At 72.5% G+C, this 17,237-nt stretch carries 13 protein-coding genes and 1 pseudogene; 3 read left to right on the top strand and 11 right to left on the bottom strand.

Annotation, left to right across the window (positions count from 1 at the left end; translation table 11 throughout):
- Positions 1-163: 163 nt before the first annotated feature.
- Positions 164-1,549: a transcriptional regulator gene (locus ACFYQA_RS12790; RefSeq protein WP_388915625.1), complete on the bottom strand. Its 1,386-nt coding sequence runs from the start codon at positions 1,547-1,549 to the stop codon at positions 164-166.
- A gap of 338 nt (positions 1,550-1,887) precedes the next feature.
- Here ACFYQA_RS12790 and ACFYQA_RS12785 point away from each other — a divergent pair, with 338 nt between their 5' ends.
- On the top strand, positions 1,888-2,586 hold the full coding sequence (locus tag ACFYQA_RS12785) for a bifunctional DNA primase/polymerase (RefSeq protein ID WP_388915623.1): 699 nt from the start codon (positions 1,888-1,890) through the stop codon (positions 2,584-2,586).
- A gap of 512 nt (positions 2,587-3,098) precedes the next feature.
- Here the strand turns inward: ACFYQA_RS12785 and ACFYQA_RS12780 are convergent.
- Complete coding sequence (locus ACFYQA_RS12780) at positions 3,099-3,980, bottom strand: alpha/beta fold hydrolase (RefSeq protein WP_388915621.1); 882 nt, start codon at positions 3,978-3,980, stop codon at positions 3,099-3,101.
- Positions 3,981-4,571: 591 nt separating this feature from the next.
- Complete coding sequence (locus ACFYQA_RS12775) at positions 4,572-5,264, bottom strand: metal-dependent transcriptional regulator (RefSeq protein ID WP_386397006.1); 693 nt, start codon at positions 5,262-5,264, stop codon at positions 4,572-4,574.
- Positions 5,265-5,524: 260 nt separating this feature from the next.
- Between ACFYQA_RS12775 and ACFYQA_RS12770 the strand changes: the two genes are divergently transcribed.
- Positions 5,525-6,280, top strand: a complete 756-nt coding sequence (locus tag ACFYQA_RS12770) for an SIS domain-containing protein (protein WP_388915618.1) — start codon at positions 5,525-5,527, stop codon at positions 6,278-6,280.
- 87 nt (positions 6,281-6,367) lie between these two features.
- Here ACFYQA_RS12770 and ACFYQA_RS12765 read toward each other — a convergent pair whose 3' ends face one another.
- The 3 genes from ACFYQA_RS12765 to ACFYQA_RS12755 form a co-directional block, all read right to left on the bottom strand.
- Positions 6,368-7,780, bottom strand: coding sequence for a PAS domain-containing protein (locus ACFYQA_RS12765; protein WP_388915615.1), 1,413 nt, complete (start codon positions 7,778-7,780; stop codon positions 6,368-6,370).
- Positions 7,781-7,958: 178 nt separating this feature from the next.
- Positions 7,959-8,375, bottom strand: a complete 417-nt coding sequence (locus ACFYQA_RS12760) for a RidA family protein (RefSeq protein ID WP_388915611.1) — start codon at positions 8,373-8,375, stop codon at positions 7,959-7,961.
- 360 nt (positions 8,376-8,735) lie between these two features.
- Entirely contained in the window at positions 8,736-9,842 is a 1,107-nt protein-coding gene (locus tag ACFYQA_RS12755) for a citrate synthase 2 (protein ID WP_388915608.1), read from the bottom strand.
- A gap of 355 nt (positions 9,843-10,197) precedes the next feature.
- Here ACFYQA_RS12755 and pdxH point away from each other — a divergent pair, with 355 nt between their 5' ends.
- Positions 10,198-10,866 carry a pyridoxamine 5'-phosphate oxidase gene (gene pdxH, locus ACFYQA_RS12750; RefSeq protein ID WP_388915605.1) on the top strand — a complete coding sequence of 223 codons (669 nt, stop codon included), beginning with the start codon at positions 10,198-10,200 and terminating at the stop codon, positions 10,864-10,866.
- On the opposite strand, the gene ACFYQA_RS12745 is transcribed toward pdxH, so the two are convergent.
- From ACFYQA_RS12745 to ACFYQA_RS12725, 5 genes and pseudogenes are all read right to left on the bottom strand, one after another.
- The gene (locus ACFYQA_RS12745; RefSeq protein ID WP_388915602.1) at positions 10,856-11,539 is read right to left on the bottom strand and encodes a TetR/AcrR family transcriptional regulator; all 684 of its coding nucleotides are present in this window, start codon (positions 11,537-11,539) and stop codon (positions 10,856-10,858) included. The genes pdxH and ACFYQA_RS12745 overlap by 11 nt on opposite strands.
- Positions 11,527-12,261 (bottom strand): enoyl-CoA hydratase family protein, encoded by a 735-nt coding sequence (locus tag ACFYQA_RS12740; RefSeq protein WP_388915599.1) that lies wholly within the window; start codon positions 12,259-12,261, stop codon positions 11,527-11,529. Before ACFYQA_RS12740 ends, ACFYQA_RS12745 begins: the two co-directional genes overlap by 13 nt.
- Positions 12,258-13,839 (bottom strand): annotated as a pseudogene (locus ACFYQA_RS12735) (4-coumarate--CoA ligase family protein). Before ACFYQA_RS12735 ends, ACFYQA_RS12740 begins: the two are co-directional and overlap by 4 nt.
- A gap of 133 nt (positions 13,840-13,972) precedes the next feature.
- Positions 13,973-15,154, bottom strand: coding sequence for an acyl-CoA dehydrogenase family protein (locus ACFYQA_RS12730; RefSeq protein WP_388915596.1), 1,182 nt, complete (start codon positions 15,152-15,154; stop codon positions 13,973-13,975).
- A 206-nt stretch (positions 15,155-15,360) separates the two neighbouring features.
- A complete protein-coding gene (locus tag ACFYQA_RS12725; protein ID WP_388915672.1) occupies positions 15,361-17,232 on the bottom strand; it encodes an acetyl/propionyl/methylcrotonyl-CoA carboxylase subunit alpha in 1,872 nt (623 codons plus the stop codon).
- Positions 17,233-17,237: the final 5 nt, after the last annotated feature.

Here is a 17,237-nt window from a genome sequence, read left to right as displayed (position 1 = left end):
CATTGCCCGCACGTTCACTCAGGATCGCCCGAAATGTTCACCACCCGCTGCCGAGTTCACCCGACGCCCGGAATCCTGATCACACCGCGCCCCTGCCACGCCCCTGCTGTGCCCGGCCGTCGCGGTGTCGCGGTGTCGTGCTCACGCTGTCGCGGTGCCGTGCTCACGCCGCCACGGGCAGGGCCATGCGCGCGCCGAACTCCCTTACCGCCGGCTCCTCCTGGTACGGCTCCAGCCGCTGCTGGAAGTCCTCCAGGTACTCGGCGCCCCGGTGGGATCTGAGCCCGTCCAGCAGTTCCACCGCCTTCAGACCCGTGCTGCAGGCCTGTTCCACCTCTCGCTGCTGCACCTGCGCCGTGGCGAGCAGGACATAGCCGATCGCCCGGCGCCGCACCCGCGACTCGGGATGCCCTGCCAGCGCCTCGCGCGCACACCGCGCGGCAGCCTCGGCCTGCCCCAGGTCCCGGTGGCAGTGCGCCAACTCGTCGGCCAGATAGGCCTCGTCGAAATGGGAGATCCACACGGGGTCGTCCCCCGAGGCCGGGTCGGCCGCCTCCATGGCGCCGATCGCACGCCCGGCCGCTTCCTGCGCGGCCTGCGCGTCACCCATCAGCGCGTGTCCACGCGCCTCCGCCGCACGGAACATCGCCTCCGCGCGGGGTGTCGTCCGCCCTCGCGCGCCTTCCTGCGCGGCACGCGCCAACTGCGCGATCTCGCGCGGGTTTCCGAGCTGCACGGCCAGGTGGCTCATGGAGGCGGCGAGCACGTACCCGCCGTACCCGCGGTCGCCGGCCGCCTGGGCCAGCCGCAGCGCCTGGATGTAGTAGCGCTGGGCGAGGCCCGGTTGTCCGGTGTCGACGGCCATGTACCCGGCCAGTTCGGTCAGTCGGGCGACCGCCGCGAACAACTCGCGCCCGACGGCCTCCCGGTACGAGCCGGTGAGCAGCCCGGAGACGACGCTGTTGAGGTAGTGCACGACGACCGGGCGCACATGCCCACTGCCGTACTGGTGGTCCAGGTCCACCAGGGACTGTGTCATGGCCCGCACGGCTTCCACGTCGGACCGCCCGACCCGCGGCCCGGCCGAGCGCGCCACCTGCGGGTCGGGGGCGGAGATCAGCCAGTCCCGGCTCGGCTCCACCAGCGCGGACGCGGCGACGGAGGAGCCGGACAGGAAGTCCCGCCGGCCCACGTCGCTGCGCCACAGCTCGCAGACCTGCTCTATGGCCCCCAGTACCGTCGGCGAGAACTGGAGACCGACACCCGACGCGAGGTTCTTGCCGTTGGCCATGCCGATCTCGTCGATCGTGACCGTACGGCCCAGCTTGCGCCCGAGTGCCTCCGCGATGATCGCCGGTGCCCGGCCCCGCGGCTGCTGTCCGCGCAGCCAGCGGGCCACCGACGTCTTGTCATACCGCAGGTCGAGGCCGTGCTCGGCGCCGCACAGGTTGACTCTGCGGGCCAGCCCGGCGTTGGAGCATCCGGCTTCCTGGATGAGCGCCTGCAGTCGTTCGTTCGGCTGCCGCGCGACGAGAGGCCTTGCGGCCATGGCGTACCCCCTGAGGCTGCGGTGCCTGCCCACGCACCGAGTTGACGTGTCTTCGGCGGCCGGACCCACCCATCCCCTGACAACTCCCCTCGTGAAGGGACGAAAAGTCCGGCCGTGAAGATCAATGCCCCGCCGAGGTGCCGAAGATGCGAGGCATGTACGAATTGCCGAGGTAACGGCTGATGCCGGCCCCGTCCCGGCTACCCACCCTTGGCTACCCACCCGCAAAGACCGATCCTCCTGCGCGCCCCCGCACATGCACCCATGCGCCCCGGCCGGGGAGCGAGTGCCCCTCCCGCGCCGGGGCGCGGGCGTAACCCCTGGTGACGGACGTAGTTGTGTTCAGCGTGGAAGAGACGATCCCGGGCACCGATGCCGGACAGATTCCGAAGCAGCGCGGGGAAACCCTGCTGGACACCGCGGTTCGCTATACCGAGGAGCGCCACTGGGACGTGTTCCCGGGCACGTGGCTGGAGGCCGTCGACGGGGTGCACCGCTGCTCGTGCGGTGTCGTCGAGTGCCCGGCGCCCGGCGCACACCCGGCGCGCTCCGACTGGGCGGGGCAGGCGACCGGCAGTGCGACGGCCGTCCGCCGCATGTGGCAGACGTGGCCGACGGCCTCGATCCTGCTGCCCACCGGCCACGCCTTCGACACGATCTCCGTCCCCGAGACGGCCGGGTTCCTGGCGCTGGCCCGGATGGAGCGGATGGAACTGGCGCTCGGTCCGGTGACCCTGACGCCCGCCCGGCGCATGGAGTTCTTCGTGCTCCCCGGTGCCGCGGCGAAGGTGCCGGGCCTGGTCCGCTCCCTGGGCTGGTCGCTGTCCCCGCTCGATCTGTCCGTGCGGGGCGAGGGTGCGTACGTGGCGGCGCCGCCCACCCGGTTCGGGTCCAGGGGGGCCGTGCAGTGGGCCAGCAGGCCGACACCGGCGAACCGGTGGCTGCCGGACGCCACGGAGCTGATCCCGCCGCTGGCGTACGCGTGCGGCCGGGACCGGCAGGACCGCCGGGAGCGCCGGGAGTCGCGGGAGCGGTAGGAACGGTGGAGGCGGCGGGGCACGCGTCGGGAGGGAATCTCGACGCGCACGACCCGTTTCCCGTCGTACGGGCTCCCGTGGGGTGCCTCGTTCGGCCTCGCCCGACGGATCCCCCCGCAGAGTGGGGAGGCGACCGTGCGCGACCGTTCCTCGACCGGTTGCTGCCCGTGGGACCTACCGGTACGGCCATGGAACGCAGCCTCCACCATGGGTCTCCTCACAGTGGGCCGGGCTTCGGTCCGGTGGTGAAACGATTCCGGGAAAGGACAACCGGCAGGCCGTACGGTTCACCGCGAACGCTCGCTGGAGGATCACGACCGGCTGCGACCCGTCCCTGCCGAAGACCGGCGACGTGCGGGTCGCATGGTCCCGCAACCTTCCCTCCGTACCGTCCGCCATGACCGTGATCAAGGACGCGGCCGGCAGGTACTTCGCGTCGTTCGTGATCGGGACCGAGCGCGTCACACTGCCCGGGACCGAATCCGTGGCCGGCATCGACCCGGGCCCGGGGCTCAGGCGTCCTGGAGGGTGTCCAGGAACGGTTCGATGGCGGCGCGCCAGGCGTCGGGCTGGTCGTAGTGGACGAGGTGACCGGCGTCGGCCACCTCCGCGTACCGGCCGCGGGGCAGGACCCGGACCATCTCCTGGGCCTCCGCGCGGCCCAGTTCACCGTCGAGGCCGCGGACCACCAGGGCCGGGCACCGCACCTGGGCCAGCTCCTCCCAGTGCGCGTCGTACACCCAGGTCTCGCGGGAGCGGAGCATCTGGCCGAGGTCGAAGACCGGCCGCCATCCGTCCGGGGACTCGGCCATCACCTCGGCGTAGAACTCGCCGCGGGCCGGGTTCGGCCGCTCCACCCAGGGGTCGTCCTCGCCGAACCACTTGCGGACGTCGGCGAGGGTGGCGAACGGAACGGGCCAGGCCTCGAACCACTGGGCCCACTCGCGCTGTGAGGCGGCCCCGAGCGCGGAGGCCCGCATGTCACAGATGATCAGCCCGCGCACCAGGTCGGGGCGTTTGGCGGCCAGCTGCCAGGCGGTCAGGGCACCCATGGCGTGGCCGATGAGGACGGCCGGGCCGAGGCCCAGCTGCTCGAGGGCGGCCTCGGTGTCGTCGACGTAGGCGTCACGGGTGAACGAGGCCTGCGGGGGCTTGTCGCTGCGGCCGTGGCCGCGCTGGTCCAGGGCGACCGCCCGGTACCGCTCGGAGAGCCGGCGGGCGGTGGACGCCCAGTGCGAGGCACGGCCCATGAGCCCGTGGAGTAACAGCACGCTCGGGGCTCCGCTCCCGGTGGGGTGCTCCGTCGGGTCGCTGCCGGTCTTGGGCGGATCGCCGAACTCCCAGGCGGCGAGACGTACGCCGTCCGTCCCCGTCACATCGATGCGTCGCGCCATCGTCTTGGCACCCCCAGCTCGCTGCTTGCCGTGCTGCTTGCCCTGCCTGCTGTCGCCGCCCACACATTATCGAATGCGCTTTCGAAAAGGCGGTTCCAGCCGTCAACACCCCTCATACGAGTGACCCGGCACGGGGATTGATCGCCGCGGCCGGGGGGAGATTTCCAACGGGAGGCGGACCTCTCGGGGAAATTGGTCCGCAGGGAATGACCCTGGGAGCTCGGGGCTCCGGGTCAGCACAGGGGAGGACAGGCCCCGGCGCCGTGCGGCGCCGGGGCTCCTCACGTGGTCACGGCACATCCTCCCGCCCCTCCCCGGCCGGGTGACAGCACGGTCGGCCCGGCCAAGAGCCCCTCAGGTCATATGCCTCACGCGACAGCCTCGCACGCGAACCGGGTGAGCGCTGCGCTTCGGCGCACTCGGCCCGGATTCGGCGCGATCGCACCGGCGTCACGACGCTTCCGGATCAACTCCCTTTCACAGCAGTCGAGTTGACCGGGCACAAACACGCTTCCACGGCGTCGGCACACCACCGGCACCGTGCCGACGCCCACCCCGGATCCGGCCGCTGTCCACCGGCCGGATCCGGGACTACGGCTTGGCTACGAACACGTGGGAGGCGACGTCCCTCGCCAGCTCGGCCGCCTCACCGCTGCTGCCCACCAGCACACCGCCCGCCGACTCCGTCACGCTGACCACCGAACCGGGCTGGACGCCCGCCCGGCGCAGCGTGTACATCAGCTGCGCGTCCGTCTGGATCGGCTCGCCGATACGGCGCACCACGACCGTCTTGCCCTCGAGACCCGGGTCGAGATCGGCCAGGGACACCATGCCCTCGTCCAGGAACGGGTCGGCGCCGTCCTTCTCGCCCAACTCCTCCAGGCCCGGGATCGGGTTGCCGTAGGGCGACTCGGTGGGGTGCCGCAGCAGCTCCAGTACGCGGCGCTCGACGGCCTCGCTCATCACGTGCTCCCAGCGGCAGGCCTCGGCGTGCACCTGCTCCCACTCCAGGCCGATCACGTCGACGAGCAGACACTCGGCAAGGCGGTGCTTGCGCATCACACGGGTGGCGAGCCGGCGGCCCTCGTCGGTGAACTCCAGATGCCGGTCGGCGGCGACGGACACGAGGCCGTCGCGCTCCATGCGGGCCACCGTCTGGCTGACCGTCGGCCCGCTCTGGTCGAGCCGCTCCGCGATCCTGGCGCGCATGGGGACCACGCCTTCCTCCTCCAGCTCGAGGATGGTGCGGAGATACATCTCCGTGGTGTCGATCAGTCCGGACATACATGCCCCTCGATGAGATCTGCGATTGGCTCTGCCGGAGGCTGGACGGCTCACCGGCGCATGCGCTGGCCCTGAACTCAATTCTGACGCATGGCGCCGACAACCGAGCCGCGCCGTGGAACGAAAGGTATGCACGGGGTGGTACACGGTGGTACGGGGCCGCCGCGGAGGGCTCCCCGGCCCCTCGGGCCGCCATATTGACAGGGTACTGGTCCAGACCGCACGGTGATCGGCAGCAGTCCACCCCGAAGGGATGCCGCATGAGCGACCGTACGCCCGCCGGTCAGTTCCTCGATGCCGCGATCGGCCTGCTGCACCGGATCCGCGACGAGGAGGCCGACTCCGTCGCAGCCGCGGGCGCCCTGCTCGCCGACACGGTCGCGGACGGCGGACGCCTCTTCGCCTTCGGCGCCGGCCACTCCTCGCTCGCCGCGCAGGACATCGTCTACCGCGCGGGCGGACTCGCCCTGATGAACCTGCTCGCCGTCCCGGGCGTCGTCGGCGTCGACGTGATGCCGGCCACCCTCGGCTCGGCCCTCGAACGCGTCGACGGGCTCGCGAGCGCCGTGCTCGACTCGTCCCCGGCCCGCGCGGGCGACGCGCTGGTGATCGTCTCCCTGTCCGGGCGCAACGCGCTCCCCGTGGAGATGGCCATGAACGCCCGCGCCCTGGGGCTGAAGGTCATCGGCGTGACCTCGGTGGCGTACGCGACGGAGACGACGTCCCGGCACGTGTCGGGGACGTATCTCAAGGACCACTGCGATCTCGTCCTGGACTCCAAGATCGCGGTCGGCGACGCGGAGCTGACCCTGGACCACGTCCCCGCCCCCTTTGCCCCCGCCTCCACCGTCGTCACCACGGCTCTCCTCCAGGCGGTCATGGCCACCGCGGCCGCCACCCTGGCCGACCGCGGCATCGAGCCGCCCCTCCTGCGCTCCGGCAACGTCGACGGCGGCCACGACTGGAACGGCCGCATCCTGGAGCAGTACGGAGACCGGATCTTCTACCGGCACTGAGCCCCGCCGCCCCTTCGTGCACCCGGCCGCCGTCACCGCTGCGCGGCCGTAACTCGGACCGCCGTCACTCCAGCCACCGGGCCGGGGTCACTCCCGCTGCCCGGCCGCCCCCATCAGGTCCAGGGCCGCAGCGATGCGGTGGGCCACCTCCTCCGCGTACATCGCGTCGGGGCGTTCGAAGGCGTTGCGTCCCGGGCCCCGCAGAAACGTCACGGCACCGAGCGTCCGGCCCCGGCTGCGCAGCACCGTGCACAGGGCGTGCGCCGCGTCCTCCGGCCACTGCCGGGACGCCGCCCACCCCCGCGCATCCTGGGCCGGAACCGCCCCCGCGTCGGCCCGTACGGAACCGGCCCGCTCGACGCACCGCAGGGCGGGATGGCCCTGGCTGTACAGCACCGGCAGACCTGCCTGCCCGGCGAGCCTGCTCGGCCCCGGCGCCCCGGACGGAGTGGCCGCGATCCGCACCAGGCGGACCCCGCCGGCGCTCTCCGCGTCACCCGCGCCCCCGTCGGCCGCCCGGTCCGCCACACGGTCGATCAGCGCATGGTCGGCGAATCCGGCGAGCGCGAAGTCCAGGTGGACGGTGACGGCTTCCGCCGGGTCCTCGCACTCGGCCGCCGCCCGCGCCGCCCGGTGCAGCTGCTGCGCCCGGAACCGCACCAGCGACGCCTCCTGCTCGCTCTGCCGGACCTCGGTCACGTCCTGGAACAGCCAGCCCACGCCGAGCGGCACCGGCTCCTCCGCCAGCGGCGACGCCAGCCGCACGAAGCCGCACCGCCAGCACCGCCGCCGCTCGCCCTCCGGCTCCCGCACACTCACCCAGATCTCGGCGGGCGCGGGCGGAGCGCCCTGGGCCAGCACATGGGTGAGCGCGCTCTCCAGCTCCTCCACGCCCTGCGACAGCAGCTCCCCGAGCGGCCGCCCCAGTACGGAGGTGCGCCCGGTGCCGAGCGCCTTCGCCGCGTGCGCGTTGATCACGGCGGGCCGCAGATCGGCGTCGACGAGGACGACACCCCAGCTCGCGTCCTCCAGCAGCGCCTCGCTCAGCGCGATCGACCGCTCCAGGTCGATCTGCGTGTGCACCTCGCTGAACGCGCAGTACACACCCGCCGGTTTCCCGTCGGGTCCGCGTACGGCCGCGGACTGCGTCCGCACCAGTACCCGGCCGCCGTCCTTGGTCAGCAGCGCGAACTCGTGCACCTGCCGGCCCGAGGCGTCCATGGCGGACATCAGCTGCTCCTCGACCTCCGCGGCGTCCGCGCCGCGCACAGCCCATCCGGCGAAGCCCTGCCGGCCCACGGCCTCGGCCGCGGTCCATCCGAGGATGCGCTCCGCCTCGCGGTTCCAGTGCGTCACCACCGCGTCCGCGTCGAAGGCGCACAGGGCGGCGTCCATGCCGTCCAACAACGCGGCCAGCAGATCGGAACCGTCCGAACTCTCCCGCCCGGGCTCGTCGGGCCCCAGTTCGTCGGTGGTCCCACTATGCCGGGAAGCACTCACCTGGACACCCCCTGCAGCTGCGTCCTACGTACGGCACGTCGGTCCGCCCACTTGCCATCATTCAACGTGAACGTGACTCAGCGCACACCGGGTTCCCGCAACATTGGGAAAATCGTTGTACGCCACCGGCATCCCGCACGCGGTCACGCCCGGCCCGCCCGCCGTCCTCGCCCCCGTCTCAGCCGCCGCCGTGCGGCTCCCCGCCGCTCCCCCGCCGGGCGTCCACCTCGATCTCGATCCGCATCCGGGGATCGGCGAGCTCGCACACCTGCATGGTGGCCGCGGGCCGGACCCCGCCGAAGCGGCGCCTGAGCACGGGCCAGCACGGCTCGAAGTCCTCCCGCGCAGGCAGCAGATAGCGCACCCGCAGCACGTCGGCGAAGGTGCACCCCGCCTCGTCCAGGGCCGCTCCGATGTTCCGCAGGCACTGCTCGGCCTGTTCGGCCACGCCGTCGGGGATCGTCATGGTCGCGTAGTCGAACCCGGTGGTCCCGGACACGTACACCCGGTCCCCGTCCACCACGGCCCGCGCGTAGCCGATCCGCTCCTCGAACTCCGACCCGCTCACGATCGCCCGCCGCCCCGTGTCTCCCATCCGCCGCACGGTAGGTGACCAGGGGCGGCACGTCCAACGGTCAATATCTAGAAAAACCGGTTGATCGGACGGCGGGGTGGTTCCTAGAGTGGCGGTATTCCGGAAAGGAGGTGGTTCGGCAGATGTGTTCATACCGGACGGAAGAGGTGGCTGCGGGCCAGTAGCCCGTCGCCGTACTCGGTTCGGCGCCGGACCAGCGTGTGAGTGATGCACGCAACCGGCCCAATCCACGCAGTCGCCCGACCCGCGAGCCGCCGGTACGTCCGGCCGGCCCTCCTTTGGAGGACCAGGCTCGCGGGTCGCCTGCGTTTCCGGGAGCCCGGAACCACCGGGCTCCGGGCTCCCGTCGCGCTCCGGGTCTCAGGCCCGGTCGGCGATGTCCGCGTAGCCCTCGATCTCCTTCGGGTCGCGGCTGCCGGGGCCCATGTAGCGGGCGGAAGGGCGGACCAGGCGGCCGGTGCGCTTCTGCTCGAGGATGTGGGCCGACCAGCCCGCGGTACGGGCACAGGTGAACATCGACGTGAACATGTGGGCCGGCACCTCGGCGAAATCCAGGACGATGGCTGCCCAGAACTCGACGTTGGTGGCCAGGACGCGGTCGGGACGGCGGGCGTGGAGCTCGGCCAGGGCGGCCCTCTCCAGCGCCTCGGCGACCTCGAAGCGCGGGGCCCCGAGATCGCGCGCGGTGCGGCGCAGCACGCGGGCGCGGGGGTCCTCGGCACGGTAGACGCGGTGGCCGAAGCCCATGAGGCGCTCACCCTGGTCGAGGACCCGCTTCACATACGCCTCGGCGTCCCCGGTGCGTTCGATCTCCTCGATCATGCCGAGGACCCGCGAGGGCGCACCGCCGTGCAGCGGCCCCGACATGGCGCCGACGGCACCCGAGAGGGCCGCGGCCACGTCCGCGCCGGTGGAGGCGATGACGCGGGCCGTGAAGGTGGAGGCGTTCATGCCGTGCTCGGCGGCGGAGGTCCAGTACGCGTCGACGGCGGCGACGTGCTTGGGGTCGGGTTCGCCGCGCCAGCGGATCATGAAGCGTTCGACGACGGAGTCCGCCTTGTCGATCTCGCTCTGCGGGACCATGGGCCGGCCCTGGCCGCGCGCGGACTGGGCAACGTAGGAGAGGGCCATGACGGCGGCGCGCGCGAGGTCGTCGCGGGCCTGCTCGGCATCGATGTCGAGGAGCGGTTTCAGGCCCCAGACGGGTGCCAGCATGGCGAGCGCGGACTGGACGTCCACGCGGACGTCACCGGAGTGGACGGGGATCGGGAAGGGCTCGGCGGGCGGCAGGCCGGGGTTGAAGGCACCGTCGACGAGAAGGCCCCAGACGTTCCCGAAGGAGACGTGCCCGACCAGATTCTCGATGTCGACGCCCCGGTACCGGAGGGCGCCGCCCTCCTTGTCCGGTTCGGCGATCTCCGTCTCGAACGCGACGACTCCTTCGAGTCCGGGTACGAAGTCGGACATCAGGCGGCTCCTCATGATGTGGGCGACGGATGGTGGTGCGGGTGGGACGACCACGCGTCGGCCGGTCGGTGGGTCGATCGGTCGGTAACCGGTCGATCTGTTGAGGTGGGTGCGCGTCCGAAGGCTCCGCGGTCGTCATCACGAGGACTCGCGGTCCGGGACGTCACCCCTGTAATGCCCGGCCGGCGGCCACCCAACCGGATCACTGCCCAGCACGATATCCTTGAGTGCCATTTTTGGGGAGGGTTCGCGGCACTCAGTGCCACATCGTCGCGGGCGGGCCTCCCTCCGGACCTCCCCTCCCGGCCTGCGGACACCCCGCCCGCGCCCCCCTCGCATACGGCAGGATGACGGCGTGACCGACCCAGACGCTGTTCCCCTCGATCTCGCCTCGATGCGCAAGCAGTACCGGGCCGAGGGGCTTTCCGAGACCGACCTGGCCGCCACTCCCCTCGAGCAGTTCGCACGCTGGTTCAAGCAGGCGGCGACGGACGGCGGCCTCTTCGAACCGAACGCGATGATCGTGTCCACGGCGGACACCCAGGGCCGGCCCAGCTCCCGCACGGTGCTGCTGAAGCACTTCGACGAGCGGGGGTTCGTGTTCTACACGAACTACGACTCCCGCAAGGGGCGCGAGCTGACCGGGAACCCGTACGTCTCGCTGCTGTTCCCGTGGCATCCGATGGCCCGGCAGGTCATCGTCACCGGAGTCGCGCGGCGCACCGGCCGGGACGAGACGGCCGCCTACTTCCGCACCCGGCCGCACGGCTCGCAGCTGGGCGCGTGGGCGAGCGGCCAGTCGTCGGTACTGGCGGACCGTACGGACCTGGACGCGGCGTACGCGGAGCTGGCGGCCCGGTATCCGGAGGGCGAGCAGGTGCCGGTCCCGCCGCACTGGGGCGGCTTCCGGGTGGCCCCGCAGGCGGTGGAGTTCTGGCAGGGCCGGGAGAACCGCCTGCACGACCGCCTGCGGTACGTGGCCCGGCCGGACGACGGCTGGCGGGTGGAGCGGCTCAGTCCGTGAGCCTTCGGCCCAGTACCCCGTCCAGCAGGGCCGCCCACTGGCGTACCACCCGTTCGCGCCGGGCCGCGTCGTCGGTGAGGAGGGTGGCGAGGCCCAGGCCGCGGGCCATGTCGAGGAGGCCCTGGACGGTCTCGCGGACGCCGGGGCGGGTCTCGTCGGCGGCGAGGAGTTCCACGGCGACGCGGTGGCTCTCGCGGCCGATGCGGGATTCCAGTTCGGTCACGCGGGGCCGCAGCTGCTCCTCGTTGGAGGCGGCGACCCACAGGTGGAGGGCGGCGCGGAACAGGGGCCCGGTGTAGAGGTCGATCAGGGCGGTGACCACCGCGCGGCGGTCGCCGGCGGTGGTGCCGTCGGGGAAGAGGGCACGCAGGGCGGTGGAGCGTTCCTCGGCCACGTACTCCACGGCAGCCGTGAAGAGGTCCTCCCGGGTCGGGAAGTGGTGCTGGGCCGCTCCCCGGGAGACACCCGCGCGTTCGGCGACGACGAGGACCGTGGAGCCCGTCCACCCGTGTTCCGCGAGGCAGGCCACGGCGGCTTCCAGGAGGCGCTGCCGGGTGACCCGGCTGCGGTCCTGCTTGGGAACGCGTTCGGCACGGTCGACGCGTTCGACGCGGCCGGCACGGTCGCCGAGATCGCCGCGGTCACTGCGGTCGGTCGTGCTCACACCGTCCATTCCGGATCCCGTCGTTCGAGGAAGGCCGTCATCCCCTCGCGCGCGGTGGCGGAGGAGAAGAGGCGGGCCGAGAGCGCGGTCAGGTCGGCGGCGTCCCGGTCGAAGGTCTCCAGCACCCTAGCCGTGAGCAGCCGTTTCGTCTCGGCCAGGGCCTCGGGGGCGGCTCGGCGCAAACCGTCGAGGACGGGGGCGAGGACCTCGTCGACGTCCTCGCCGTACGCGGTGAGCAGGCCGATGCGGGCGGCTTCGGCGGCGTCGAGGCGCTCCCCGGTGAGGTAGTAGCGGGCGAGGGCGCGCGGGTCGGTGCGGGGCAGCAGCGGCAGGGAGATGACGGCGGGGGCGACGCCGATGCGGACCTCGGTGAAGGCGAACGTGGCCGTGTCCGAGGCGGCGGCGATGTCGCAGGCGCCGAGCAGTCCCAGGCCGCCCGCACGGACGTGCCCGGTGACCCGCGCGACGACCGGTTTCGGGAGTTCGACGAGCCGGCGCAGCAGAGCGGTCAGGGCCTCCGGGGCAGGCGGGTCGCGCAGGTCGGCGCCCGCGCTGAAGGTGTTCCCGGTGTGCGTGAGGACGACCGCGCGGACACCGCCGTCCCGGCCGGCGTCGGTGAGCGCGTCGGCCAGCTCTGCGACGAGGGCGGCGGACAGGGCGTTGCGGCGCTCAAGGGCGTCGAGGCTGAGGGTCTCGACGCCCCGCGCGCGCGTGCGGCCGATCAGGGTCACGAGGGCTCCTTGGGCTGCGCCCTGAGTTCGCGGCGCAGAATCTTCCCGGAGGCCGCGCGGGGGACGGCGTCGATGAACGTGACGTGCCGGACCCGCTTGTACGGGGCGACGTGTTCGGCGACGTGCATCATGACCTCGCTCTCCGTGAGCCCGGGGGCGGACGACTGGCGGACGACGTGGGCGTGCGGGACCTCGTTGCCGTCGTCGTCGTAGACGCCGACGACGGCGGCGTCGGCGATGCCGGGGTGGGTCAGGAGCAGCGCCTCGAGTTCGGCGGGGGCGACCTGGAAGCCCTTGTACTTCATGAGTTCCTTGACCCGGTCGACGACGAACAGCCAGCCGTCCTCATCGGTGTGGCCGACGTCGCCGGTGTGCAGCCAGCCCTCCTCGTCGATCATCGCGTCGGTGGCGTCGGGCCGGCCGAGGTAGCCCTTCATGACCTGGGGGCCGCGGATGAGGATCTCGCCGGACTCACCGGGGCCGAGGTCCTTGGCCGGGTCGTCGAGGGCGACGATCCGCATCTCGGTGCCGGCGATGAGCTTGCCGACGGTGCCGGCGGGCGCGTCGTCCATGGCGTCCAGGGGGACGACGTGGGTGCCGGGCGAGAGTTCCGTCATGCCGTACGCCTGGCCGACGGGCGGCAGGCCGAGCCGCTGCGAGCAGGCGGCGGCGAGGCTCGCGTCCAGGGGGGCGGCGGCGCTGATGATGTGCTTCAGGGAGCCGAGGTCGTAGTCGGCGACCAGGGGGTGCTTGGCGAGGGCCAGGACGATGGGCGGGGCCACGTACAGGCCGGTGATGCGGTGGTTCTGGATAGCCGCCAGGAACGTCTCCAGGTCGAAGCGCGGGAGGACGACGACGGTGGCGCCCATGCGCAGGGGTGCGTTCATCAGGGCCGTGAGGCCGTAGATGTGGAAGAACGGCAGCACGGCGAGGATGCGGTCGCCGGGTCCTGCGGTGATCAGCGGTTCGAGCTGGGCGAGGTTGGTGGCGATCTGGCGGTGCGTGAGCATCACCCCCTTGGGGGTGCCGGTGGTGCCGGAGGAGTACGGCAGGGCGGCGACGTCCTCGGCGGGGTCGATGGCGACCTGCGGCTCGGGGGCGGTGGAGGCCAGCATGTCGATCAGCGAGCGGTGGCCGGGCGCGCTGTCGCAGACGAGGATCTCCTCGACGCCGCCCGCGAGTTCGGCGGCCCTGCGCGCGGTCTCCAGGAGCGGGGGACACGGTGACGACCCAGCGGGCCCCGGAGTCCGCCAGCTGCTTGCCGAACTCCTCGGCGGTGGCGAGCGGGTGGATGGTGGTGACCGAGGCGCCCGCGCGGGTGGCCGCGTAGAAGGCGAGCGGGAAGGCGATCGTGTTGGGGCTGTGCAGGGCGAGCACGTCGCCCTTGCGTACGCCGGTCTCGGCGAGAGCGGCGGCGACGCGCCGGTGGAACCGGTCCACCTGCTCGTAGGTGAGGGTGGTGCCGTCGGTGCCGTCGATGAGTGCCGGGGTGCTCCCGAACTCGGCGGCGCGCGCGAGCACCGCGTCGTGGATGGGGAGATCGACGGGTGGAACGTCTGCGTACTCGCTGCGGAACATGGTTCCTCCTCGCACAACGCTGTGCCGGTTCGGTACGACTCGTACGCCTCGGTGCGACGGGATATGCCGTGACGCCTCTCAGTACTACTGGTTACTGCCTGTTTCGGCACTACTCGGTGAAGACCCCTACCGCTCAGTACGACTTGGGCAGGCCCAGGGTCTGGTGGGAGACGTAGTTCAGGATCATCTCCCGGCTCACCGGGGCGATCCGGGACACCCGCGCGGCGGTCACCAGCGAGGCGAGGCCGAACTCGCGCGTGAGGCCGTTCCCGCCGAGGGTGTGCACGGCCTGGTCGACGGCCTTCACACAGGCCTCGGCGGCGGCGTACTTGGCCATGTTGGCGGCCTCGCCCGCGCCGACGTCGTCGCCGGCGTCGTAGAGGTGGGCGGCCTTCTGCATCATCAGGCGGGCCAGTTCGAGCTCGATGTGCGCCTGCGCGAGAGGGTGCGCGATGGCCTGGTGCGCGCCGATGGGCGCCTTCCACACCGTGCGTTCCCGCGCGTACTCGACGGCCTTGGCCAGGGCGTAGCGGCCCATGCCGATCGCGAAGGCGGCCGTCATGATCCGCTCGGGGTTGAGCCCGGCGAACAGCTGGAGCAGGCCCGTGTCCTCTCCCCCGCCGACGAGGGCGTCGGCGGGCAGCCGTACGTCGTCGAGGGTCAGCTCGAACTGCTTCTCGGCGGCGCTGAGCTCCATGTCGATCTGCCGCCGCTGAAAGCCCTCGGTGTCGCGCGGGACGATGAAGAGGCACGGCTTGAGGTTCCCCGTGCGGCCCTCTTCGGCGGACACGGTCTCGGTGCGGCCGACGATGAGGGTGGCGTCGGCGATGTCGACGCAGGAGACGAACACCTTGCGGCCGGTGAGCAGCCAGTCCCCGGTGTCGGGGTCGCGGCGCGCGGTGGTCGTGATGCGGTGCGAGTTGGAACCGGCGTCGGGTTCGGTGATGCCGAACGCCATGGTGCGGGTGCCGGCGGCGAGGCCCGGCAGCCACTCGCGCTTCTGTGCCTCGGTGCCGAAGCGGGCGATGACCGTGCCGCAGATGGCGGGCGAGACGACCAGCAGCAGGAGCGGGCAGCCGGCGGCGCCCAGTTCCTCGAGGACGATGGACAGCTCCGAGACACCGCCGCCGCCCCCGCCGTACTCCTCGGGCAGGTTGACGCCGAGGTAGCCGAGCTTGCCGGCGTCCGCCCAGAGTTCGGCGGCGGGCACGCCCTCGTCGACGGTCCGGGTGAAGTAGGCGCGGCCGTAGCGGTTGCCGAGGGCGGAGACGGCCGCGCGGAGGGCCTTGTGCTCTTCGGATTCGATGACGGGCATGAGCACTCCTAGGGGAAGGGCTTCACGTCAGGTGGAAACTGTGCTCGCAGTGAGGTCTCGGGGGGAGCTGTGTCCGTAGCGGGGTCTCAGGCGGGGGGTGTGCCTGCGGCGGGGTCTCAGGCAGGGGGTGTGTCCGTGGCGGGTTCTCAGGTGCAAGCTGTGTGTGCGGCGGGCTCTCAGGTGCAAGCTGTGTCCGCGGCGGGGTCTCAGGCAGGGGGCGTGTCCGTGGCAGGGGGCTGGTCGGGGTCCACGACGGCCAGGAGGGCGCCGACCTCCACCTGTTGTCCCTCGGCCGCGTGCAGGGCGCTCAGCGTTCCGGTGACCGGCGCGGAGATCCTGTGCTGCATCTTCATCGCCTCCAGCCAGAGCAGGGGCTCTCCGGCCCGTACGGAGGCGCCGGCGGCCAGTCCGTCCGCGACCCGTACGACCGTGCCCGGCATCGGGGCCAGCAGGGATCCCGGCGCGAGCTGGGCGGTGGGGTCGGGGAAGCGGGGCAAAGCGGTGAGGGCGGTGCCGTCGACCCACACCCGGTCGCCGTGCCGGCCGACCTCGAACCGGCGCCGGACGCCGTCCACGTCGAGCACGACGAGACCGGGATCGGCGTGCACCACCTGGACCTCGTCGGCGGCGAGCCCGTCCCGGGTGTGCCGGTAGCGCGCCTCGTGCTCCTCGCCGGCCATGGCGTACCGCTTGACCTGCGGCTGCGAGGGCAGGTTGCGCCAGCCGCCGAACCGGGAGCGGCCGTGGGCGTCGGCGAGGGCGGCGGCGAGCGGGGCGTACGGGTCGGGGGCCGGTTCGGTCAGCGCGGGCAGGTGACGGTCGTAGAAGCCGGTGTCCACGCGGCCTTCCGCGAACTCCGGGTGCCGCAGGGAGCGGACGAGCAGGTCCCGGTTGGTGACGGGGCCGTGGATCACCGCCCGCTCCAGGGCGGACGCCAGTTTGCGAACCGCCTCCGCGCGGGTGGGTGCGTGGGCGACGACCTTGGCGATCATGGGGTCGTAGTGGACGCCGATGTCGTCGCCGTCGGTGAACCCGGTGTCCAGGCGGACCGCCCCGGGGACGGTGAGGCGGTGCAGGCGTCCGGTCTGCGGTGCCCAGTCGTGGGCGGGGTCCTCGGCGTACAGGCGGGCCTCCACGGCGTGCCCGCGCGCGGGGGGCGGGTCGCCGTCGAGCCGGTGTCCCTCGGCGACACGGATCTGTTCGGCGACGAGGTCGAGGCCGAACACGGCCTCCGTGACCGGGTGTTCCACTTGCAGCCGGGTGTTCATCTCCAGGAAGTGCGCCCGGTCCCCGGCGACGAGGAACTCGACGGTTCCGGCGCCGGTGTAGCCGACCGCGCGGGCGGCGCGCACGGCGAGCGTGTGGAGTTCGGCGGTGATTTCCGCGGTCAGTCCGGGTGCCGGGGACTCCTCGATCACCTTCTGGTGGCGGCGCTGCAGGGAGCAGTCCCGGGTGCCGAGCACCCACACCGTGCCGTGCGTGTCGGCGAGGACCTGCACCTCGACATGGCGCCCGCCCTCCACATAGGGCTCGACGAACACCTCGCCGTCGCCGAAGGCGCTCGCGGCCTCCGCGCGCGCGGAGGCCAGTTCGGCGTCCAGGTCGGCGAGGCGGCGTACGACGCGCATCCCGCGTCCGCCGCCGCCCGCGGCCGCCTTCACCAGCACCGGCAGGTCGGCCTCGGTGACCTCGCGCAGGGGTGCGATGCCCATGAGTTCCTTGGCGCGTGTCTTGGACGCCATCGCCTCGATCGCCTCCGGGGGCGGCCCGATCCACACCAGGCCGGCGTCCTGGACGGCGCGCGCGAAGTCGGCGTTCTCGGAGAGGAAGCCGTAGCCGGGGTGCACGGCGTCCGCGCCGGCCGCGAGCGCGGCCTTCACGACGAGGTCGCCACGCAGGTACGTGTCGGCGGGCGCCGCTCCCGGAAGGCGTACGGACTCGTCCGCCACGCGCGCGTGCAGGGCGTTCCCGTCGGCGTCCGAGTGCACGGCCACCGTCCGGATGCCCAGTTCGCCGCAGGTGCGGGCGATCCGGCAGGCGATCTCGCCCCGGTTGGCGACGAGGACAGTACTGATCACCATGT

Source organism: Streptomyces sp. NPDC005774, assembly GCF_042871645.1.
Lineage (GTDB): Bacteria > Actinomycetota > Actinomycetes > Streptomycetales > Streptomycetaceae > Streptomyces > Streptomyces pratens.
This window is presented reverse-complemented; position numbering and strand designations above follow the sequence as displayed.